Source organism: Achromobacter sp. ACM05, from assembly GCF_019218915.1.
GTDB classification, from domain to species: Bacteria; Pseudomonadota; Gammaproteobacteria; order Burkholderiales; family Burkholderiaceae_B; genus Achromobacter; species Achromobacter animicus.
Window position 1 is genome coordinate 881277 of sequence record NZ_JAHUWQ010000001.1, and the last position, 20046, is coordinate 901322.

Annotated in this window: 19 protein-coding genes; 12 read left to right on the top strand and 7 right to left on the bottom strand. The window is 65.2% G+C overall.

Translation table 11 applies throughout. From position 1 onward, the window contains the following. Positions 1 to 173: 173 nt before the first annotated feature. Both rpoA and rplQ read left to right on the top strand, forming a co-directional pair. The gene (rpoA, locus tag KW836_RS04020) at positions 174 to 1160 is read left to right on the top strand and encodes a DNA-directed RNA polymerase subunit alpha (RefSeq protein WP_008169002.1); all 987 of its coding nucleotides are present in this window, start codon (positions 174 to 176) and stop codon (positions 1158 to 1160) included. Between the two features lie 186 nt (positions 1161 to 1346). Then, on the top strand, positions 1347 to 1739 hold the full coding sequence (gene rplQ, locus KW836_RS04025; RefSeq protein ID WP_006389635.1) for a 50S ribosomal protein L17: 393 nt from the start codon (positions 1347 to 1349) through the stop codon (positions 1737 to 1739). A gap of 85 nt (positions 1740 to 1824) precedes the next feature. Here rplQ and KW836_RS04030 read toward each other — a convergent pair whose 3' ends face one another. Beyond that, a complete protein-coding gene (locus KW836_RS04030) occupies positions 1825 to 2289 on the bottom strand; it encodes an HIT family protein (RefSeq protein ID WP_175136922.1) in 465 nt (154 codons plus the stop codon). A 122-nt stretch (positions 2290 to 2411) separates the two neighbouring features. Here KW836_RS04030 and cutA point away from each other — a divergent pair, with 122 nt between their 5' ends. The 3 genes from cutA (at position 2412) to KW836_RS04045 (ending at position 5741) form a co-directional block, all read left to right on the top strand. Beyond that, positions 2412 to 2759 carry a divalent-cation tolerance protein CutA gene (gene cutA / locus KW836_RS04035; protein ID WP_175136921.1) on the top strand — a complete coding sequence of 116 codons (348 nt, stop codon included), beginning with the start codon at positions 2412 to 2414 and terminating at the stop codon, positions 2757 to 2759. Continuing rightward, the gene (dsbD, locus tag KW836_RS04040) at positions 2759 to 4654 is read left to right on the top strand and encodes a protein-disulfide reductase DsbD (protein WP_218342505.1); all 1896 of its coding nucleotides are present in this window, start codon (positions 2759 to 2761) and stop codon (positions 4652 to 4654) included. Before cutA ends, dsbD begins: the two co-directional genes overlap by 1 nt. Positions 4655 to 4859: 205 nt before the next feature. Next, positions 4860 to 5741: a DMT family transporter gene (locus tag KW836_RS04045; protein WP_175124858.1), complete on the top strand. Its 882-nt coding sequence runs from the start codon at positions 4860 to 4862 to the stop codon at positions 5739 to 5741. Positions 5742 to 5820: 79 nt separating this feature from the next. On the opposite strand, the gene hemB is transcribed toward KW836_RS04045, so the two are convergent. Together hemB and yihA are read right to left on the bottom strand one after the other, a co-directional pair. Next, positions 5821 to 6837 carry a porphobilinogen synthase gene (hemB, locus tag KW836_RS04050; protein WP_175124776.1) on the bottom strand — a complete coding sequence of 339 codons (1017 nt, stop codon included), beginning with the start codon at positions 6835 to 6837 and terminating at the stop codon, positions 5821 to 5823. Continuing rightward, complete coding sequence (gene yihA / locus KW836_RS04055) at positions 6834 to 7457, bottom strand: ribosome biogenesis GTP-binding protein YihA/YsxC (RefSeq protein ID WP_056571052.1); 624 nt, start codon at positions 7455 to 7457, stop codon at positions 6834 to 6836. The genes hemB and yihA overlap by 4 nt, the downstream gene beginning before the upstream one ends. 264 nt (positions 7458 to 7721) lie before the next feature. Here yihA and KW836_RS04060 point away from each other — a divergent pair, with 264 nt between their 5' ends. From KW836_RS04060 to ccsB, 3 genes are all read left to right on the top strand, one after another. Continuing rightward, positions 7722 to 8423: a cytochrome c gene (locus KW836_RS04060; RefSeq protein WP_175124857.1), complete on the top strand. Its 702-nt coding sequence runs from the start codon at positions 7722 to 7724 to the stop codon at positions 8421 to 8423. A gap of 119 nt (positions 8424 to 8542) precedes the next feature. Continuing rightward, positions 8543 to 10624: a cytochrome c biogenesis protein ResB gene (locus tag KW836_RS04065; RefSeq protein WP_175124775.1), complete on the top strand. Its 2082-nt coding sequence runs from the start codon at positions 8543 to 8545 to the stop codon at positions 10622 to 10624. Positions 10625 to 10632: 8 nt separating this feature from the next. After that, positions 10633 to 11979 carry a c-type cytochrome biogenesis protein CcsB gene (ccsB, locus tag KW836_RS04070; RefSeq protein ID WP_175136918.1) on the top strand — a complete coding sequence of 449 codons (1347 nt, stop codon included), beginning with the start codon at positions 10633 to 10635 and terminating at the stop codon, positions 11977 to 11979. 72 nt (positions 11980 to 12051) lie between these two features. Here ccsB and lysA read toward each other — a convergent pair whose 3' ends face one another. Together lysA and KW836_RS28105 are read right to left on the bottom strand one after the other, a co-directional pair. Continuing rightward, positions 12052 to 13344 carry a diaminopimelate decarboxylase gene (gene lysA / locus KW836_RS04075; RefSeq protein WP_175136917.1) on the bottom strand — a complete coding sequence of 431 codons (1293 nt, stop codon included), beginning with the start codon at positions 13342 to 13344 and terminating at the stop codon, positions 12052 to 12054. Beyond that, on the bottom strand, positions 13341 to 13613 hold the full coding sequence (locus KW836_RS28105) for a lipoprotein (protein ID WP_367648516.1): 273 nt from the start codon (positions 13611 to 13613) through the stop codon (positions 13341 to 13343). The genes lysA and KW836_RS28105 overlap by 4 nt, the downstream gene beginning before the upstream one ends. On the opposite strand from KW836_RS28105, the gene cyaY reads away from it, so the two are divergent. After that, entirely contained in the window at positions 13564 to 13893 is a 330-nt protein-coding gene (gene cyaY, locus KW836_RS04080; protein ID WP_175124771.1) for an iron donor protein CyaY, read from the top strand. The genes KW836_RS28105 and cyaY overlap by 50 nt on opposite strands. A 34-nt stretch (positions 13894 to 13927) precedes the next feature. Here cyaY and KW836_RS04085 read toward each other — a convergent pair whose 3' ends face one another. Beyond that, a complete protein-coding gene (locus KW836_RS04085) occupies positions 13928 to 16375 on the bottom strand; it encodes a penicillin-binding protein 1A (protein WP_175124770.1) in 2448 nt (815 codons plus the stop codon). Positions 16376 to 16488: 113 nt separating this feature from the next. Between KW836_RS04085 and KW836_RS04090 the strand changes: the two genes are divergently transcribed. From KW836_RS04090 to KW836_RS04100, 3 genes are read left to right on the top strand one after another with little or no spacing between them, the layout of a single operon-like run. Next, on the top strand, positions 16489 to 17130 hold the full coding sequence (locus KW836_RS04090; protein ID WP_175124769.1) for a shikimate kinase: 642 nt from the start codon (positions 16489 to 16491) through the stop codon (positions 17128 to 17130). After that, positions 17127 to 18203: a 3-dehydroquinate synthase gene (gene aroB, locus KW836_RS04095; protein WP_218342506.1), complete on the top strand. Its 1077-nt coding sequence runs from the start codon at positions 17127 to 17129 to the stop codon at positions 18201 to 18203. Before KW836_RS04090 ends, aroB begins: the two co-directional genes overlap by 4 nt. 24 nt (positions 18204 to 18227) lie before the next feature. Next, positions 18228 to 19355 carry a deoxyguanosinetriphosphate triphosphohydrolase gene (locus tag KW836_RS04100; protein ID WP_175124767.1) on the top strand — a complete coding sequence of 376 codons (1128 nt, stop codon included), beginning with the start codon at positions 18228 to 18230 and terminating at the stop codon, positions 19353 to 19355. Between the two features lie 10 nt (positions 19356 to 19365). Here KW836_RS04100 and KW836_RS04105 read toward each other — a convergent pair whose 3' ends face one another. After that, complete coding sequence (locus KW836_RS04105) at positions 19366 to 20028, bottom strand: glutathione S-transferase family protein (protein WP_218342507.1); 663 nt, start codon at positions 20026 to 20028, stop codon at positions 19366 to 19368. Between the last annotated feature and the right edge of the window lie 18 nt (positions 20029 to 20046).

Sequence of the window (20046 nt, forward strand, 5' to 3'; positions counted from 1 at the left end):
TTGGCCCGTTAGCAAGTCCCGCAGCAGCCCGCTTTCGCCATTTGGTGGAGCGGGCTTTGCGGTAAGTATCGGGCAGCGTTTTTGCGCCGCCCATGGTTTGAGCATCAAGTCTCACCCTGTCCATCAGCCTTATCGGTGTAACGAGCCGAGGGTATTGAAAAGGAACACAGTAAATGTCCACTCAAGGTTTCCTGAAGCCGCGCTCCATTGAAGTCGAACCGGTCGGCACGCACCATGCCAAGATCGTGATGGAGCCGTTCGAGCGTGGCTACGGTCACACGCTGGGCAACGCCCTGCGCCGCATCCTGCTGTCTTCGATGACCGGCTACGCGCCGACCGAAGTCCAGATGACGGGCGTGGTGCACGAATACTCGACCATCCCGGGCGTTCGCGAAGATGTCGTCGACATCCTGCTGAACCTGAAGGGCGTGGTCTTCAAGCTGCACAACCGCGACGAAGTGACGCTGGTTCTGCGCAAGTCCGGCGCCGGCACTGTGCTGGCCAGCGACATCGAGCTGCCGCACGACGTCGAGATCATCAACCCCGGCCACGCCATCTGCAACCTGACGGAAGCAGGCAAGCTGGAAATGCAGATCAAGGTCGAAAAGGGCCGCGGCTACGTGCCGGGCAACGTGCGCGCGCTGTCGGAAGACCGCACCCACACCATCGGCCGCATCGTTCTGGACGCTTCGTTCAGCCCGGTCCGCCGCGTGAGCTACGCCGTTGAAAGCGCCCGCGTTGAACAACGCACCGACCTGGACAAGCTGGTCCTGGACATCGAAACCAACGGCGTGATCTCGCCCGAGGAAGCGGTGCGCCAGTCGGCCCGCATCCTGATGGACCAGATCTCGGTCTTCGCCGCCCTGGAAGGCGCTGGCGATTCGTACGAAGCCCCGGTCCGCGGCACGCCGCAGATCGACCCGGTGCTGCTGCGTCCGGTCGACGACCTGGAGCTGACCGTGCGTTCGGCCAACTGCCTGAAGGCCGAAAACATCTACTACATCGGCGACCTGATCCAGCGTACCGAAAACGAGCTGCTCAAGACCCCGAACCTGGGTCGCAAGTCGCTCAACGAGATCAAGGAAGTGCTGGCTGCACGTGGCCTGACGCTCGGCATGAAGCTCGAGAACTGGCCGCCCCTGGGCCTGGAGCGTCCGTAAGTCTTGAAAGGGTGCCGCCCCTGAAAAGGGGCGTCTCCCGCAGCGCCCGGTCTCACGGCCGGGCAGTTTGCGAAATCGTCGTAAAATGCCCCGTTTTCTACCGGACCGCAGCCTGATTGCAGGCTGATAGAAGAGCCGGCAACCCGATGGCGGAAACGCCTTCTTTAGATTCAAAGGAAACTTATCATGCGTCACGGTAATGGCTTGCGTAAGCTCAACCGCACCAGCAGTCACCGTCTTGCCATGTTCCGCAACATGGCCGTTTCGTTGATCACCCACGAAGCCATCAAGACCACGCTGCCGAAGGCGAAAGAATTGCGCCGCGTCATCGAACCCCTGATCACGCTGGGCAAGGAGCCCACGCTCGCGAACAAGCGTCTGGCTTTTGCCCGTCTGCGCGATCGCGATGCGGTTGTGAAGCTGTTTGCCGAAATCGGCCCGCGCTACGCAGCCCGTAACGGCGGCTACACCCGCGTGCTGAAGATGGGCTTCCGTCAAGGCGACAACGCTCCCATGGCTTTCATGGAACTGGTTGACCGTCCGGAAGTCGATGAAGCCGCTGAGGACAGCGCCGAGTAATTTCGGCAGCTAGATAAGCGACAAGGGCGGGTCTTCGGACCCGCCCTTGTTTTTTTGGTGCCGCGATGAGGCGCGAATGCACCGATCAGGCGTTGCCCCCATCCTCGCGTTCGCGCCCGCCGCGCAACTGCCCCCGAAGCTCTGCGGCTGTGGCGGCCAACACATCCTGGGGTGGCTGAGGCGGCATCCTGAAAGTCAGGTCCTGCTGCTCGATGTATTGCGTGGACGTCACGTCCTGCGGGTGATGCATCGGAACGACATGGGCGTGCGCGTGCGCGACATGGATGCCCGTGAACGCAAATCCCACGCGCTCGACGCCGTACAGGCGTTTCATCTGGCGGCCCAGCCGCTGGCCCAGGTTGACGATGCTGGCGGCAAGGTCAGCCGGCATGTCTTCGTAATAGGGATAGTGCTGCTTGGGAATGATGAGCGTGTGCCCGGGGCGCACGGGCTGGATGTCGAGGAAGGCCAGCAGGCGATCGTCTTCGTGGATGACGTGCGCGGGAATCTCGTGACGGGCGATGCGGCAGAACAGGCAGTTGTCGGACATGCTTGCCTCGGCGTGTAAGAGGGCGGCGCGGCGGCCTGGCGCGCGGCGGTTCCGGGAAGGTGGCCGCAATACCGATAAAATACCGCGAGTTACATCCCACGCGGGTATCCCAAGGAGGCTCCATGTTGCGCGATGACGACGTCGTGCTGGTCATCAGCAATGCGCCGGACCTGTTGCTGGCCAAACGCATTGCGCACGTGCTCGTCGAAGACGGACTGGCCGCGTGCGTGAACCTCGGCGCGCCCGGGTTGTCCATCTACCTGTGGAACGGTGAGGTCGAAGGGACGGAAGAAATCCCCATCCAGATCAAGACGACCTACGCGCGGCATGCCGCCGTCGTGCAGGCCTTGTCGAAAATGCATCCCTACGACGTTCCCGAGATCATCGTGCTGCCGGTCATCGCCGGCGCAGCGCCCTACCTGGACTGGGTGCGCGAGCAGACGGCCATTACGCAGAACAAGAGAAACTGATGTTGCAACTTGCCGGTACGGTCGGCGCGCGCGGACGCGCCGAGAGCGCGACCTCCCCCTTTTTCAGGCACTGCCTGATGCTGCTAGCGATGGCCATCCTGCTGTTCGGATGGCAGGCAGCCGCGCGCGCGGATACCGAGTTCCTGGAGCCTGAAAAGGCGTTCGTGTTCAGCGCCAAGATGGCGTCCGCGGACACGCTGGAGCTGCACTACAAGGTCGCGCCCGGCTATTACATGTACCGCGAGCGCTTCGCCATTGCCATCAGTCCCGCCGATGCCACCACGTTGGGCGAGGCCGTTTATCCCAAGGGCGAGGTCAAGTACGACCCGACCTTTGAAAAGGACATGGAAGTCTTCCACAAGGACGTGACGATCCGCGTCCCGGTGGGAGCCGGCGGACAGCCGTTCACGCTCACGCTGACGGGCCAGGGCTGCGCGGATGCCGGCCTTTGCTATCCGCCGATGGACAGCACCGTGAAGCTCACGCCCGTGGCAGGTGGATATACGGTGGCGGGCACGGGGCTTGGCGGGGCGTTGGCGCCGCAAGCGGCTTCCGGCGGCTTGTCCGCGCTGGTCAATGCCGGAGACACGGGCCTGGCCGACGCGCTGGGTGGCCTGGGATGGATCAAGACGGCTGGCGTGTTTCTGGTGCTGGGCCTCTTGCTGGCTTTCACGCCGTGCGTGCTGCCCATGATCCCCATCCTGTCGTCCATCGTGTTGGGCGGCGCGCAGCAGGAGCGGCCCAGCCGCGGACGCGGATTGGCTTTGGCCGCCACCTACGTGCTGGGCATGTCGGTGGTGTACACCGCGCTGGGCGTGGCTGCCGGCCTGAGCGGCGCGGGGCTCGCGGCCTGGTTGCAGACGCCGTGGATCCTGACCCTCTTTGCCATCCTGCTGACCGCGCTGGCGCTGGCGATGTTCGATGTATTCACGTTCCAGATGCCGTCGAGTGTGCAGGCGATGCTGTCCGAGCGCTCGTCGCGCGTGCCGGGCGGACGCTACACCGGCGCCCTGGTCATGGGCGCCTTGTCGGCGCTGATCGTCGGCCCGTGCGTGGCCGCGCCGCTGGCCGGCGCCTTGCTGTATATCTCGCAGACCGGGGACGTGATCCTGGGCGGATCGGCGCTGTTTGCGATGGCATGGGGGATGGGCGTGCCGCTGTTGATCGTCGGCGCGTCGTCGTCCGCCTTGCTGCCCAAGGCCGGACCGTGGATGGACGGCGTCAAGCGGTTGTTCGGCATGCTGCTGCTGGCGACCGCGTGGTGGATGCTGATTCCCGTCGTGCCCACCTGGGTCCAGATGACGGGGTGGGCGTTTCTGGCTGTCGTGTCGGCCGTGATGCTGCGCGCCTTCGACGCCTTGCCGCAAGGCGCGGGCGCCGGGCGCATGTTCGGCAAGGGCCTGGGCTTGTTGCTTGCCCTGGCGGCCGCGGCGTGGCTCGTCGGTGCGGCCAGTGGCGGGCGCGATGTGCTGCAGCCGCTGTCGCACTTGGCCGCGCGCGGCGATGCGCCGGCTGCCGGCGTCGCCGCGGCGGGCGATGTCCATTTCACGCGTGTGCGCAGCAATGCCGAGCTGGACGCGCTGCTGGCGCAAAGCACCCGGCCGGTGATGCTGGACTTCTATGCGGACTGGTGCGTGTCGTGCCGCGAAATGGAGCGCTTCACCTTCACGGATCCGGGCGTCGCGCAGCGCATGGCGGGCATGGTGCTGGTGCAGGCGGATGTGACCGCGAACAATGCCGACGACCGCGCGCTGCTCAAGCGCTTCCGGCTGTTCGGCCCGCCGGGCATCATGTTCTTCGAGCCGGGCGGTAAGGAAATCGCGGATGCGCGCGTAGTGGGCTTTCAAGACGCAAAGCGCTTCACGGAATCGCTGGACCGCGTGCTCGTGCGTTGAGGGACGAGCACGCTGGCGGCGGGGCAGGCGCCAGCGTCTGATGCGCGCAACGCGACGACGCTTGCGTTGAATCAAGAAAGGGCGCGATATACCATGATCGCTTCGCTGCCCGCGCGGCGCATCCCACTCCCTCCAGGCCGGCGCCGTGACGTCCCCCACCGTTGATGCAAGTCAGGACCGGAACGGTCTGATTTATCTTCAATTGATGTTCGTCATGGCCACGTGGGGCCTGAACATCGTCTCCATCAAGTATCTGACCCAGCACATGGACATCCAGGCGCTCGCCGCCGTTCGGATCGTCATTGCATTCATTACCGTCACCCTCATCATCAAGGCACGCGGCGGCCGTATCCCGAAGTTGGGTAGCGCGCAGCTGGGCTGGGTGGCGCTTGCCGGCTTTCTGGTGGTGTATGCGCACCAGGTGGCGTTGGTGTCGGGTTTGCGCGTGTCGTCGGCGGCCAACGGCACGCTGATCATGGCCACCAGTCCGTTGCTGTCCGCCTTTCTTGCCGCCATCTTCTACCGAGAAAAACTCACGGCGACTCGCATTGCCGGCGCGCTGCTCGGCCTCCTGGGCGTCGGCATGGTGGTGGTGGGCAGCGGCGCGCAGCTCGGGTTGACCGGCTGGGGCGATGCCGTGGTGTTCGTGGCCGTGCTGGTGTTCGTGTTTGGCGGCCTCGTCATCCAGCGGATGTCACGCATGATGGATCCGCTGGGGATGCTCTGGTACATGTACCTGGCCGGCGGCGTGATGCTGGTGGGACATGCCGCGCTGACGCCGTCCTCGTACCACGCTGAGACGTGGCAGATGGCATGGTGGCCTTGGGCGGTGCTGATGTTTTCGGCGGTGGTCGCGTCCGGTATCAGCAACATCGTGTGGAACGCGGGCATCGCGCGGCTGGGGATCAGCCGCGCCGCGCTGTTCGTGAACTGGCTGCCGATCTTCGGGCTGCTGTTCGCGGCCCTGTTCCTGGACGAGCACGTCACGCTGACGCATGTCGTCGGTCTGGGCTGTGTGCTGGGCGGGACGTGGCTGGGACTGCGCCGCGGCGCGCAGCCGGCGCGGGCTGCCGCCGCAAAGGCTTGATGGCGGGGGATTGCCGGCGTCCTGGCCGGCGGGAGGCGCCGAGCGCAGACGGCCAAAGCCGCCGCGCCCGGAGGTCTTTCTAGCGCTGGCTTTTCAACAGCTTGGCCGCTTCGATGGCGAAGTACGTCAGGATGCCGTCGGCGCCGGCGCGCTTGAAGGCCAGCAGCGCTTCCATCATGACCTTGTCGTGATCCAGCCAACCATTGGCGGCGGCCGCCTTGATCATGGCGTATTCGCCGCTGACCTGGTAGGCGAAGGTCGGCACGCGGAACGTGTCCTTGACCCGGCGCAGCACGTCCAGATAAGGCATGCCCGGCTTGACCATGACCATGTCGGCGCCTTCTTGCAGGTCGCCGGCCACTTCGCGCAGCGCCTCGTCGATGTTGCCCGGATCCATCTGGTAAGCCATCTTGTTGGACTTGCCCAGATTGGTGGCCGAGCCCACGGCATCGCGGAAGGGGCCGTAGAACGCGCTGGCGTACTTGGCCGAATACGCCATGATGCGCGTGTGGATGTGGCCGTTGGCCTCGAGCGCGCGACGCACCGCGCCGATGCGGCCGTCCATCATGTCGCTGGGGGCGACCATGTCGACGCCGGCTTCAGCCTGCGTGAGCGCCTGCTTGACCAGGATCTCGACGGTGGGTTCGTTGACCACGTAGCCGTCCGCGTCGATGACGCCGTCCTGGCCGTGGCTGGTGTACGGGTCCAGAGCCACATCGCACAGCACGCCCAGTTCCGGGAAACGCGATTTCAGCTCGCGGACCACGCGCGGGATCAGGCCGTCGGGATTGGTGGCTTCGATGCCGTCCGGGGTCTTCAGCGACGGGTCGATGGCGGGAAACAGCGACAGCACGGGGATGCCCAGCGCCACGCATTCTTCGGCCACGGGCAGCAGCGTGTCCAGCGAATAGCGGACCACGCCGGGCAGGGACGCCACGGCCTGCCGCAGGCCGGAGCCTTCGGCCACGAAGACGGGGTAGATCAGGTCATTGACCGTCAGTGCGTTCTCGCGCACCAGACGGCGGGTGAAGTCGTCGCGGCGCAGGCGGCGGGGGCGGGAAACCGGAAACTCAGGAGTGATGATCTGCGGGTTCATGGTACGACCTTGGGGGAAATCCAATTTTCGATGTGGGCGCCGGCTTCTTCCAGGCCGATGCGCTCGGGCGCCGAGAAGGGAATCGTGTGCAGCGCGCCGATGTCGGCCAGGTCCTTGCGGACCGAGAACACGGTGCGCATGCGCTGACCGTACGGCAGCTTGTCGGCCTTGGTCAGCAGCGCCAGCACCGGGCGGCCGGTGGGGGCAATGAAGTTCGCCAGACGCCGGTCCAGTTCTGTCACGCCGCGGCGGATGTCGATGAGCAGCACGATGCCGACGAGCGACTCACGGTCGCGCAGGTAGCCGCCCAGGATGTCCGCCCACTTTTCCTTCTCGTTGCGGGCCACGGACGCATAGCCGTAGCCGGGCAGGTCGACCAGATAGCCGATGTGGGCTTCCGGGTCCAGCGGGTCCGGCAGGCCGAACATGTTGATCAGGCGTGTGCGGCCCGGCGTCTTGCTGGAGAACGCAAGGCGGCGCTGGTTGCACAGCACGTTGATGGACGTGGACTTGCCGGCGTTGGAGCGGCCGACAAAGCAGACCTCGGGAGCGCCGGCGGGCGGCAACTGGTCGAGGCGAGCCGCGGAAGTGAGGAAGGAGGCGCGATGTAGGAGGGACACGGATGGCTTTCGATACGGTTGGTTTCGAGCCCTATTGTATAATCCGGCGTTTGCTACAGTGGTCCCCGTGCGCGGAGCCGTCTTTTTTGCTTACTGTTTAGCTGTCATCCAGCCGATAAAAGCCCCTTTCGGGCAGCGCTGACGCAGCTTCGCAGAAAGATCGCAAGCAGGACAAGCAAAACAGGTTCGATACGGTTTTACTGCGAGTGCGGGCAGGCGTGGGCGCCTTTTTGCGCCTTGATCGATGTGATCGTCGAGGTCTTCATGAAGCGTGTGCTGTCCCGGATGTTGGTTGCGAGCGGGCTGTTGCTCGGCGCCTCCGCCCTCTCTGCTACGAGTTTCGCCGCCAATGGCGCTGCGGGCCCGGCCAAACCAGATGCCGCCAAGGGCGGTCAGCTGTTTGACCAAGGCGACGCGGCCCGCGGCATCATTGCCTGTGCCTCCTGTCACGGCGCGGCGGGTAACAGCACCATTCCGGTGAACCCGAACCTGGCCGCGCAGCCGCACGAATACCTGGCCAAGCAGCTTGCCGACTTCAAGGTGAAGGAAGGCGCCAAAGCGCCTGTTCGCAACGGCCCGGGCGGCAATCCCAGCCCCATGACCGTCATGGTGCAGAACCTGACGCCGGCCGACATGCAGAACATCGCGCTGTACCTGGCAACGCAGCCGCTCAAAGAGCCCGCCACGGCTGGCCATGAGAATCTGGTTGAGCTAGGTCAAAAGATCTGGCGTGGCGGTTTGCCAGACCGCAACGTCCCGGCTTGCGCGGCATGCCATTCTGCCAATGGCGCCGGGATTCCCGGTCAGTACCCCCGTCTGTCGGGCCAGTTCCCCGTGTACATCGAAGAGCAACTGAAGCTTTTCCGTAGCGGCGACCGCAAGAACGACGTCATGCATGCCATCGCGGACCGCATGTCGGACGCCGACATCAAGGCGGTGTCGGATTACGCGGCCGGCCTTCGGTAAACGATCGGCCGCAACGTGCGCGGCCGGTCCGCGTTGATGCAACTTGCGCGTGCCGGAACCTCGTTCCGTCATGCACTGTCTATGAGGGGGGTAGCCGATAGCGCGGCCCCCCTTTTTTCATGAATTCGACTCGAACCCACTCCCGCCCCTCTTTGCGCAGCCTGCCAGGCGATCTCTTTGAACTTCTGGGTTCGATGCGTTTTGCCGTCAGCCTGCTGATGTTCATCTGCGTGGCCAGCCTGGTGGGGACGGTGCTGCAGCAGAACCGCTCGTCCAACAACTACATCGACCAGTTCGGCCCGTTCTGGTTTGAAGTGTTCGACAAGTTCTCCATCTGGCACGTCTACAACAGCTGGTGGTTCCTGCTGATCATGGGCTTTCTGGTCGTGTCGACCTCGGTGTGCCTGATCCGCAATGCGCCCAAGATGCTGCGCGACGCCCGGTCATTCCGCGAGCACGTGCGCGAGGGCAGCTTGCGCGCGTTCCCGCATCGCGTGGAAACCACCGAGCCCACCGGCGTGCCGCAGACCGTGACCGGCCTGAAGGCGCTGCTGGGCCGCATGGGGTATGCGGTGCGCGTGCGCGAGGACCAGGATGGCGTCCTGCTGGCCGCCAAGAAGGGCAGCGCGAACCGCCTGGGTTATGTGTTCGCCCACGCGGCCATGGTCATCATCTGTATCGGCGGCCTGCTCGACAGTGAACTGCCGGTGCGCCTGCAGGTCATGTTCGGCGGCAAGCAGCCCATCGTCGACAACATGCTGATCTCCGAAGTGCCGGAAAGCGGCCGCCTGTCGGTCAACAACCCGAGCTTTCGTGCCAGCGTCCTAGTGCCCGAGGGCGGCCAGGCCAGCACCGCGGTCGTGATGGTGGGTGACGGCGCCCTGGTGCAGCCGATGCCCTTCACGCTCAAGCTCAAGAAGTTCGTCGTCGACTATTACTCCACCGGTATGCCCAGCCGCTTCGCCAGCGAAGTCGAGGTCACGGACCCGGACACCGGCAAGACCTTCGATTCCACCATCGAGGTCAACGAACCGCTGCGCTTCAAGGGCATGACGGTCTATCAATCGAGCTTTGACGATGGCGGCAGCACGGTCGCGCTCAAGGGTTATCCGCTGGTGGGCGCCAACGACGCCACGTTCTCGGTCGATGGCACGGTCGGCAAGACCAGCGAGCTCACCGCGCAGACGGCCAAGGGCCCGCGCAGCATGGGCATCGAGATCACGGCCATGCGTCCCATCAACGTCGAAGACCTGACCCGGGGCGACCCCAAAGGCGCCGACCAGAGCTTTGCCGAACACGTGGCATCGGTTGCCGGCAGCGCGGCCGGCAAGAAGAACGAGAACCTGCGCAACGTCGGGCCCAGCGTCGAGTACAAGCTGATCGACGATGCGGGCCAGGCGCACGAATTCCAGAACTACATGCTGCCCGTCGAGCTGGACGGCGCAGCCGTGTTCCTGGCCGGCGTGCGCAACAACGCGTCCGAGCCGTTCCGCTATCTGCGCATTCCGGCCGACGACGACAGCACCATCGCTGAATTCATGCGCCTGCGCGCCACCCTGGCCGATCCGGCCGCGCGCAAGGAAGCCGCCCGCCGCTTTGCCGAACGCAACAGCCCATCGGGCGCGGACCGCCAACCGCTGGAGACCGCGGCAGAGCGCGCGCTGGACACCTTTGCCGCTGGCGGCCTGCAGGCCGTCGCGGCTTTCCTGCAAGCCAATACGCCCGCCCCGGATCTTGAGCGCGCGGCCGATGTCGTGATCCGCCTGATCGGCGCCAGCATGAACGAATTGCGCGCCATCGCGCGCGAACGCGCGGGCCAGCCGCCCGTGCCCGTCGAGGGCCAGGAAGGCGAACGCGCGGCGGTGTGGTCGCGTCTGGCGGTGGCGGCGCTGTCCGACCTGACGGTCTATCCCGCGCCGGTGTTCCTGTCGCTGGCCGACTTCAATCACGTGCAGGCCAGCGTGTTCCAGGTCAGCCGCACGCCGGGCAAAAACACGGTCTACCTGGGCAGCCTGCTGCTGGTCCTGGGCGTGTTCTCCATGTTCTACATTCGCGATCGTCGCGTCTGGATCTGGGTCAAGCCGCAAGGCGGCGGCAGCAGCGTCCTGGCGGCCATGACGTCTCAGAAGCGTACACTTGACTTCAATCAAGAGTTTGAACGCTTCAAGCAGGCGCTGCTGCGCCAGAAAAAAGGGTCCTGAGGTTATTTATGTCCACGACGACCACCACGCAACCCCCGTCGCCTGAAACGCTCTGGCAGGACGCCTTATCCGAAACCGGCGACAGCCGCGCGCAACGCGGCAAGCCCGACTGGACCGACATCGTCTTCTTTTTGCTGCTGGCAGCGGGCGCGGGATTCGCGCTGACCCGCTACGGGCACGCGATGGACTACTACGAGAAGATCATCCTGTGCGGCACGGTGCCCGCGGTGGCCTGGCTGGGCTGGCTGTGGCGGCCGCTGCGCCGGTTGATGATCGCCTGTGCGATCTCGTCGGGCCTGGCGCTGATGCTCTATGGCACCGACCTCGCCCGCGCCGAGCAGGTGTTCTTCCTGAAGTTTCTGTTTTCTTCGCAGTCCGCCATTCTTTGGATGAGCGCGCTGTTTGCGCTGTCGATGGTGTGCTACTGGATCGGCCTTTTCAGCCCGACGGCCGCCTGGCTGGGCACGGCGCTGAATTGGGGCGCGGTGTTTGCTGGCGTCACGGGTCTGCTGGTGCGCTGGCGCGAGGGCCATCTGATGGGTCCGGACCTGGGTCATATCCCGGTCAGCAACCTGTATGAAGTCTTCGTGCTGTTTTGCCTCATCACGGCGCTGTTCTATCTGTACTACGAACGCAAGTACGCCACGCGCGCGCTGGGCGGCTTTGTGATGCTAGTGGTCACCTCGGCCGTCGTGTTCCTGCTCTGGTATTCGTTCACGCGCGACGCGGGACAGATCCAGCCACTGGTGCCCGCGCTAAAAAGCTGGTGGATGAAACTGCACGTGCCCGCCAATTTCATCGGCTACGGCACGTTCTCGCTGGCGGCGATGGTGGGCTTTGCGTACCTGGTCAAGCAGCACGGTCAGACCACGTCGTGGGCCAAGCTGGCGCCGCTGTTCATCCTGGGCGTGTTGCTGTGTGCCGAGCCGATGGTGTTCCGCACTGATGGCTTGTCGGCCACCTGGATGCTGTACTTCGGCGTGGGCGCGGTGATCGTGGGCGCCATTCTTCTGGGCCGCCGCCGCATCGCGGAGGCGCTACCCTCGCTGGAAGTGCTGGACGACATCATGTATCGCGCCATCGCGATCGGGTTCGCCTTCTTCACGGTGGCCACCATTTTGGGGGCGCTGTGGGCGGCCGACGCGTGGGGCGCGTACTGGCAGTGGGACCCGAAGGAAACCTGGGCGCTGATCGTCTGGCTGAATTACGCGGCCTGGCTGCACATGCGGCTTATCAAGGGCCTGCGTGGCGCGATGGCTGCCTACTGGGCGCTGATAGGCCTGTTGATCACGGGGTTTGCGTTCCTGGGCGTGAACATGTTCCTGTCGGGCCTGCACTCGTACGGCCAGCTTTAACGCCGCGAACATCCTGGCAGACGAACGAAGGCCCCTGGATGCAGGGGCCTTTGTCTTTTGCGCGACGCCCGTTCAGGGTAGCAGCGATTCGCCGCGAAGCTGGTCCGCCAGGGTTTCGCGCTGGCGCACGACATAGTATTTGTCGCCGTCGACCATGACCTCGGCGGGGCGCCCGCGCGAGTTGTAGTTGCTGGCCATGGTCATGCCGTAGGCGCCGGCCGATTCCACCGCCAGCACGTCGCCCTGGCGGATGGTCAGCAGGCGCTGTTTGGCGAGCCAGTCGGCGCTTTCGCACACAGGGCCGACGAGGTCGTATTCGGCGGGGTCGCCGGCGCGCGGGTGCAGCGGTTGCACGCCATGGAACGCGTCATAGAGCGCCGGGCGCAGCAGGTCGTTCATGGCTGCGTCGACGATGGCGAAATTGCGGGCTTCGGCGTGCTTGATGTACTGGACGGTGGTGAGCAGCACGCCGGCGTTGCCGACGAGCGAGCGGCCCGGTTCCAGCACCAGTTGCAGATGACCTTGGCCGCGCGCGTTCAACCGTTCAAAAACGCGGTCGAGCAGGACGCGGGGCGAAGGCGGCGTCTCGTCCAGGTAGCGGATGCCCAGTCCGCCGCCCAGGTCCAGGTGTTCGATAGGGATGCCCGCCTGTTGCAGGCTTTCGATCAGGTCCAGCAGCTTTTCGAGGGCATCGAAGTAGGGACTGATGTCGGTGAGCTGCGAGCCGATGTGGCAGTCCACGCCGACGATCCGAAGACCGGGCAGCGACTGCGCGGTGCGGTAGGCCTCGAGCGCGTCGCCGATGGCGATGCCGAATTTGTTTTCCTTCAGGCCGGTCGAGATGTACGGGTGCGTGCGGGCGTCGACGTCCGGGTTCACGCGCAGCGACACGGGGGCGCGCAGGCCCATGTGTGCCGCGACGTCGGACAGGCGGTGCAGTTCGTCGACCGATTCGACGTTGAAGCACTTTACGCCAGCGCGCAGCGCATCGCGCATTTCCCAGGCCTGCTTGCCCACGCCTGAGAACACGATGCGGGAAGCATCGGCGCCGGCGGTAAGCGCGCGATGCAGTTCGCCGCCGGACACGATGTCAAAGCCGGCGCCCAACCGCGCAAATTCGCCGAGCACGGCCAGATTGGAGTTGGCCTTCATGCCATAGCAGACGAGCACCGGACGCGGTCCGATGGCGCTGCAATAGGATTGCCACGCGGCTTTCAGCGCCGCGCGGGAGTAGACGTAAAGGGGTGTTCCCAACCGTTCGGCCAGATGGTCAAGCGGCACATCTTCGGCGTACAACACATTATTGCGGTACTGGAAGTAGGGATGGCCGGCCAGGTCTGGCGGAGTGGGGAACGGTGGCGTCATGGGAGGGTCGGGGCCGGAGGGATCTGCACCGGCGGCGCGGTCTGCTGCGTACTGGCCGGCGCCTTGCTGCCTTCAGGGGGCGGAGGCATGGAGAGCGGCCCCTTGTACCCGCAGGCCGCCACGATGCCGGTCGCCATGAGCGTGGCTACAATGCGAAGAGCCATGCGGCTGTATGCCAATTGGAACACTGGGAACTCCGTAATTCTTGCAGGCTCGATTATGACCGAAACCGAATTTCTTGCGTTGATCGACCAGGTGCTGGACAGCATCGAAAGCCAGGCCGATGACTGGGCGGCTTCGCTCGACGTCGATGTCGAAACCAGCCGCAGCGGCAATGTGCTGACCATGGTTTTCGAGGACAACACCCACGTCGTGGTGAACAGCCAGGCCGCCATGCAGGAGCTGTGGGTCGCCGCGCGCAGCGGCGGCTTCCACTACCGCTTTGATGGCCAGCACTGGAACGATACCCGGGGAGGACCGCAGCTGCCGGACGCCCTGTCTCAGATCTGCTCCGCTGCCGCCGGCGTCCCCGTGACGATACGGCTGTAAAAAAAGGCCGGCCCACTGGGCCGGCCTTTTTGCATCAGAAGGGAATCTTCTGCGACCAGGGCGTGGTGGTTTGCGTCCCCACGCCCGGCGCGACCTTGATCCGGGTGTCCTCGCTGGAGCTGCTGCTCAGGCCATTCAGGAATTCACCCAGCGTGTCGGCTTCGGGCAGTCCGAGGCGCGCCACGGCTTGTCCCGGCGGAAACTCCGAGAAGTAGAACTCGCCGTTTTCGACGAGCAGACCGTCCGGACGCGGACGCTGCTTTTCTTCCGGCACGCCCTTCAGCACGCTCTGCATGTAGTCCACCCAGATCGGCATGGCGACGCCACCGCCGGTTTCGCGCGAACCCAGCGACTTGGGCTGGTCAAAGCCCAGCCAGGCGGTTGCCGCCAGCGTCGGCGTGTAGCCCGAGAACCAGGCGTCCACGGATTCGTTGGTCGTGCCCGTCTTGCCGGCGATGTCGCCGCGCTTGAGGAGCGCCCGGGCGCGCGCCGCGGTGCCGTACGTGGTGACGCCGCGCAGGATGTCGTCCATGACCCAGGCGGTGCGCGGGTCGATGGCGCGGGCTGCCGCGTCGCCGGCCACGACCGGCTTGGATTGCATGATGACCTTGCCGCTGCTGTCGGTGACGCGGTCGATGAGATAAGGCGTGACGCGGTAGCCGCCGTTGGCGAACACCGAGAACGCGCCGGCCAGTTGCAGCGGCGTGACCGAACCTGCGCCCAGCGCCAGCGGCAGCACGGCGGGCTGGCGCGCCTTGTCAAAGCCGAAGCGGGTCAGGTAGTCCTGCGCGTACTGAGGGCCGATGGCCTGCAGGATGCGGATCGACACCATGTTCTTGGACTTGTACAGGCCTTGGCGCAGCGTCAGCATGGGCTCGTACTGGTTGCCGTAGTTCTTGGGATTCCAGGCCTTCGAGCCGGTTTGCGCGGCGGTCAGTTCGAACGGCTGGTCCGAGATCTGCGTGCCCGGCGTCAGGCCGCGTTCCAGCGAGGCGGCGTAGATGAAGGGCTTGATGTTCGAGCCCGGCTGGCGCCATGCCTGTGTCACGCGGTTGAAGTTGCCGCGGTAGAAATCGAAGCCGCCGACCATGGCACGGATGGCGCCGTCCTGCGGCGACAGCGCCACGAAGGCTGCCTGCACCGACGGCAAGTTGATGATTTCCCAGTTGTCGCCGAACTTGCGGATGTAGACCACGGAGCCGCGCTTGATGCGCTGTTCGGGCTTGGCCTTGTCGTTCAGCGCGCGGGCCACGACACCCAGCACCTTCTTGTCCGTCACGGTGATGACTTCGCGCGAGCTGCGCGCCAGCTTCACTTCGGTAGGGCTGGCCGACAGCACGACCGCGGTCAGCAGGTCGCCGCTGTCCGGGAACTTGTCGAACACGCCGTCCAGGAACTCGTCCAGCGCGGCGGGGTTGTTCTCGGTGCCGGCGGGCAGGTCCAGCTGTTCTTCCGGGCCGGGGTAGGGCGCGCGGCGCGTGTATTCCAGCACGCCTTCGCGCACGGCGCGGTAGGCGGCTTCCTGGTCCTTGGACTGCACGGTCGTGTAGATGTTGATGCCGCGCGAATAGACGTTGTCCTGGTACACGTTGTAGAGGAGCTGGCGCGCCAGTTCGGCCACGTATTCGCCATGGATGGAATAGCCGCCGGCCGGGGTGCCTTCGGCGGACTTCATGACGATGGGCTGCGCCATCGCCTGCTTGTATTCGGGTTCGGTCAGGTAGCCCAGCGAGTGCATGCGGCCCAGCACGTAGCGCTGGCGGAGTTCGGCGCGGGGGCGGTTGGCAATGGGGTTGAAGCGCGAGGGGGCCTTGGGGATGCCGGCCAGCATGGCGGCTTCGGCCGGCGTGATCTCGGACAGCGGCTTGCCGAAATACGTGCGCGACGCGGCCGCAAAACCGTAGGCGCGATGGCCCAGGTAGATCTGGTTCATGTAGAGCTCGAGGATCTGGTCCTTGGTGAGCTCGGATTCAATCTTGAAGGTCAGCAGCAGTTCGTAGAACTTGCGTGAATAGGTCTTTTCGGACGACAGGTAGAAGTTGCGCGCGACCTGCATCGTGATGGTGCTGGCGCCCTGCGTCTTGGACATGTTGATCAGGTTGGTCAGGCCGGCCCGCACCACGCCCATCCAGTCGATCCCGCCGTGCTGGTAGAAGCGGTCGTCCTCGGCCGCCAGGACCGCCGATTTCATGACGTCCGGGATTTCGTTGAAGCGCAGCACGTTGCGGCGTTCTTCGCCGAACTCGCCGATGAGGACGCGGTCTGCGGTGTACACGCGCAGCGGCACCCGCGGACGGTAGTCCGTCATGGCGTTCAGGTCGGGCAGGTTGGGCCACGCGAGCGCCAGCGCCATGCCCGCGAGCAGGACGCCGCACAGGAACAGGCCGGCGAAAAGGATGCCGGTTTTAACGAAGAACCGCAGTATCGGGGAGCCGCTGCTGGCGGGCTTGTCTTTCTTGGAGGAATTCTGGGGCTTGCTCATCGCGGCGATTTTACGGGTATCTCCGGTCCCGCCTCATCGTGGCGGATCGGTTTCTGTAACAAAATAGGTCAATGTGGTGCGCGGGCAACTGCGGCAAATGTGATAATGCCGCCATGAACTTTGCCGCTAACTCATGTCCGGAGGCAGCCCCGGACCCGGCGCGCGCCGACGCCGCGCCTGAAAGCCAGCCCTGCGCCGTCGAGTGCACGGGCAAGACCGCGTCGTTGCCGCACGACCTGCCGGTATTTTTGGTCGGAATGATGGGCGCGGGCAAGACAACCATAGGCCGTAGCCTGGCGCGCGCGCTGGGGCGCGACTTTATGGATCTGGATCATGAGCTCGAGGCGCGTTGCGGCGTGCGGGTGCCGGTAATCTTCGAAATCGAGGGCGAAGCCGGTTTTCGTCGCCGAGAGTCCGCCGCCTTGGAAGAGTGTACCCAACGGCGCAACATAATTCTTGCAACGGGCGGCGGCGCCATCCTGGACGCCGGGAACCGGCAGCTTCTGCACGAGCGCGGCATCGTCGTCTATCTGCGCGCCAGCGTGGACGAATTGTTCCGCCGGACCTGCCGCGACCGCAACCGGCCCCTCCTGGCCACCGCCGACCCGCGCGGCACCCTTCGCGACCTGATGACCCGGCGCGAGCCCCTATACAAGGAAGTCGCCGACCTGGTGGTGGAAACGGGGTCAATGCCCATCCACACCCTGGTCAAGGCGCTGCTGCCGCAATTACAAGCATTCGAGAAGCGCATATGAACGTTGTTGACGTTGAAACTCCGGGCGGAAGCTATCCGATCCACATCGGACCGGGCCGTCTGGACTCCCTGGATCAATGCATTCCCGCGGACGCCACCGCGATTGCGGTTGTCACCAATCCGACCGTGGCGGCCCTGTATGCCGAACGCGCCGAAGCCGCGCTGGCGCGCACGGGCAAGCGGGTGCTGCGCATCGAACTTCCCGACGGCGAGGCCTATAAGGACTGGCAGTCGCTCAACCTGATCTTCGACGCGCTGCTGGGCAATCGACTGGACCGGCGCTGCGTCCTGGTGGCGCTGGGCGGCGGCGTCATCGGCGACATGACGGGTTTTGCCGCGGCCGTGTACATGCGCGGCGTGCGTTTCCTGCAGGTGCCCACCACGCTGCTGGCGCAGGTCGACTCCTCGGTGGGCGGCAAGACGGCCGTGAACCATCCGCTGGGCAAGAACATGATCGGCGCCTTCTACCAGCCGATCGCGGTCGAGATCGATACCGACGTGCTGGGCACCCTGCCGGCGCGCGAGGTCTCGGCGGGCCTGGCCGAGGTCATCAAGTACGGCCTCATCCTGGATCCGGAATTCTGGCGCTGGTGCGAGGACAATGCGCAAAAGCTGCGCGCGCTGGACCCCGAGGCCGTCACGTATGCCATCCGCCGCTCGTGCGAGCTGAAGGCGCAAGTGGTGGGCAAGGACGAGCGGGAATCCGGGCTGCGCGCCATCCTGAACCTGGGACATACATTCGGCCATGCCATCGAATCGGGCCTGGGCTACGGCGCCTGGCTGCACGGCGAGGCCGTGGGCTGCGGCATGGTGCAAGCCGCTGAGCTGTCGGCCGATGTGGCCGGCTTTGATCCCGCCGACGTCGAACGCGTTCGCGCGCTGGTCCGGGCCATCGGCTGCCCGACCGTCGCGCCGGACCTGGGCGCCGACCGTTGGTTGGACCTGATGCAGGTGGACAAGAAGACCGAGGGCGGCTCGATCCGCTACGTGCTCATGACACGCATCGGTGAAGCCCTGATGCGGCCGGCCCCCGACGACGCGGTGCGCGCCGTGCTGGCACGAACCACCCAGTAAACGTAGTAAAGGACGGTGTTGCAGATGAATGAACTGGCTTCCTATGCTTCTCACCCGTCCCGATCGCGCGGCCGGGCGCATGCCGAGCCGCCACCCGAGAACCGCACGGAATTCCAGCGCGACCGGGATCGCATCGTCCATTCCAGCGCCTTCCGGCGGCTGGAATACAAGACGCAGGTCTTCGTCAATCATGAAGGCGACCTGTTCCGCACTCGCCTCACGCACAGCCTGGAAGTGGCGCAGATCGCGCGCACGCTGGCGCGCAGCATGGGGCTGTCCGAGGACCTGACCGAAGCCATTTCGCTGGCGCACGACCTGGGGCACACGCCGTTCGGCCATGCCGGCCAGGACGAGCTGAACGCCTGCATGCGCGAACTGGCGCCGGAGGCGGGCGGCTTTGAACACAACCTGCAAAGCCTGCGGGTGGTGGATGAGCTTGAAGAGCGCTATGCCGACTTCAATGGCTTGAACCTGTGTTTCGAGACGCGCGAGGGCATTCTCAAGCATTGCTCCGTGGCCCACGCACGGGTGCTGGGAGATGTCGGCGAACGGTTTCTGAACCGCACGCAGCCGTCGCTGGAGGCGCAGCTTGCCAACCTGGCTGACGAGATCGCCTATAACAACCACGACGTGGACGACGGCCTGCGGTCCGGGCTCATCACGCTGGATCAGCTGAAGGAAGTGTCGATCTTCGAGCGCCACCATGCGTACGTGGTGGACCGCTATCCCGGTCTGGCGCCGCGGCGCGCAGTTGCTGAAACGATACGCCGCATGATCAATACGCTGATCGTCGACCTGACCCACACGTCGCTGGCGCGCATCCGCGACGCGGCGCCGGCCAGCGCGGACGACGTGCGCCGCTCGCCGCCGCTGGCGGGGTTTTCCGACGAGATCCGCCGCGAAGCCGACACGCTGAAGAAATTCCTGTTCGACAATCTGTACCGCCACTATCGCGTGCTGCGCATGACGCGCAAGGCGCGGCGCATCGTGCGCGAGCTGTTTGCGGTGTTCCTGGATGATCCGCGTCTGCTGCCGCCCGATTACCGCCGCGCGCAGTTCAACGAACAGGCGCGCGCCATCTCGGACTATATCGCCGGCATGACCGACCGCTACGCCATCCGCGAACACAAGCGGCTGTTCGACATGGCGTAGGGTTCCGCTGTCAGCGCTGCGTGCGGTAGGGCTCGTCGGCCTCGACGAAGGTCGCTTCGGCCAGCGCGTCCCGCGTCCATTCCTGCATAGCCGGCAGCGCCAGGACAGCGTCCATGTACTCGCGCACCGGACCTGCCGCGGCGATGTTGTAGGTCTTGAAACGCGAGACCACCGGCGCAAAGAAGGCGTCGGCAATGGAAAACCCGCCAAAAAGAAACGGGCCGCCCTGGCCGAACTGCACACGCGTTTCCTGCCAGATGGCCTGCACGCGCGCGACGTCCGCGAGCGCCGCTTCGGGGAAGTCGATGCCCGGCAAATCGGCTTCGACATTCATCGGCATGGCTTGGCGCAGCGCGCCGAAACCGCTATGCATCTGCGCGGCCAGCGAACGCGCGCGGGCGCGGGCCTTGGCATCTTTCGGCCACAAGGCGGCCTCCGGATGACGCTCGGCGGCGTACTCGCAGATGGCCAGCGAATCCCACACGGCGAAATCGCCATCCAGCAGCACGGGCACCAGGCCGGCGGGCGACACCGCCGCGACACGCTTGGAAAATTCCTCGGTGAACAGGCCGACCTTCTGCTCCGTGAACGCAATGCCCGCGGCGCGCAGCGCGATCCACGGACGCATGGACCAGGACGAGTAGTTCTTGTTGCCGATGATCAGGGTGTACATGCTGGCTTTCCCATTGGA

Bases quoted from the DNA above. Each gene is read 5' to 3' on its own strand.
- rpoA (WP_008169002.1), top strand. From the start codon at position 174: ATGTCCACTCAAGGTTTCCTGAAGCCGCGCTCCATTGAAGTCGAACCG.
- rplQ (WP_006389635.1), top strand. From the start codon at position 1,347: ATGCGTCACGGTAATGGCTTGCGTAAGCTCAACCGCACCAGCAGTCAC.
- KW836_RS04030 (WP_175136922.1), bottom strand. From the start codon at position 2,289: ATGTCCGACAACTGCCTGTTCTGCCGCATCGCCCGTCACGAGATTCCC.
- cutA (WP_175136921.1), top strand. From the start codon at position 2,412: ATGTTGCGCGATGACGACGTCGTGCTGGTCATCAGCAATGCGCCGGAC.
- dsbD (WP_218342505.1), top strand. From the start codon at position 2,759: ATGTTGCAACTTGCCGGTACGGTCGGCGCGCGCGGACGCGCCGAGAGC.
- KW836_RS04045 (WP_175124858.1), top strand. From the start codon at position 4,860: ATGTTCGTCATGGCCACGTGGGGCCTGAACATCGTCTCCATCAAGTAT.
- hemB (WP_175124776.1), bottom strand. From the start codon at position 6,837: ATGAACCCGCAGATCATCACTCCTGAGTTTCCGGTTTCCCGCCCCCGC.
- KW836_RS04060 (WP_175124857.1), top strand. From the start codon at position 7,722: ATGAAGCGTGTGCTGTCCCGGATGTTGGTTGCGAGCGGGCTGTTGCTC.
- KW836_RS04065 (WP_175124775.1), top strand. From the start codon at position 8,543: ATGAATTCGACTCGAACCCACTCCCGCCCCTCTTTGCGCAGCCTGCCA.
- ccsB (WP_175136918.1), top strand. From the start codon at position 10,633: ATGTCCACGACGACCACCACGCAACCCCCGTCGCCTGAAACGCTCTGG.
- lysA (WP_175136917.1), bottom strand. From the start codon at position 13,344: ATGACGCCACCGTTCCCCACTCCGCCAGACCTGGCCGGCCATCCCTAC.
- cyaY (WP_175124771.1), top strand. From the start codon at position 13,564: ATGACCGAAACCGAATTTCTTGCGTTGATCGACCAGGTGCTGGACAGC.
- KW836_RS28105 (WP_367648516.1), bottom strand. From the start codon at position 13,613: ATGCTGTCCAGCACCTGGTCGATCAACGCAAGAAATTCGGTTTCGGTC.
- KW836_RS04085 (WP_175124770.1), bottom strand. From the start codon at position 16,375: ATGAGCAAGCCCCAGAATTCCTCCAAGAAAGACAAGCCCGCCAGCAGC.
- KW836_RS04090 (WP_175124769.1), top strand. From the start codon at position 16,489: ATGAACTTTGCCGCTAACTCATGTCCGGAGGCAGCCCCGGACCCGGCG.
- aroB (WP_218342506.1), top strand. From the start codon at position 17,127: ATGAACGTTGTTGACGTTGAAACTCCGGGCGGAAGCTATCCGATCCAC.
- KW836_RS04100 (WP_175124767.1), top strand. From the start codon at position 18,228: ATGAATGAACTGGCTTCCTATGCTTCTCACCCGTCCCGATCGCGCGGC.
- KW836_RS04105 (WP_218342507.1), bottom strand. From the start codon at position 20,028: ATGTACACCCTGATCATCGGCAACAAGAACTACTCGTCCTGGTCCATG.